The organism is Bacillota bacterium, from assembly GCA_024655925.1.
Classification (GTDB): domain Bacteria; phylum Bacillota; class DTU025; order DTU025; family JANLFS01; genus JANLFS01.
In genome coordinates, this window is record JANLFS010000098.1 from 1 (window position 1) to 216 (window position 216).

Consider the following 216-nt stretch of genomic DNA (forward strand, 5'->3'; position numbering starts at 1 on the left):
TCAAGGTTAGCCTTGTCCCGCTGTTTCAGCAGCTTCTCGTCCAGCTCCTCCAGGGCCCATACGAATACCTTCTGGCCGGCTTCCTGCACCAGCCCACGCACACCCTCTTCCAGGCTCCCAAAGTCCCTGAACTCCTTCAGAAGCCCGCAAATCCCTTTCACCAAGAAGAGGACCACCGCCACCACATGCCGAATATCCATCATGAGAGACCCCTCC

General features: G+C 57.9%; 1 protein-coding gene. It reads right to left on the minus strand.

Annotated features, from left to right (window positions below):
- Positions 1-203 (minus strand): UPF0236 family protein (locus tag NUW23_12880; GenBank protein MCR4427059.1); only part of this gene is annotated, 203 nt, incomplete at its 3' end.
- Positions 204-216 lie beyond the last annotated feature (13 nt).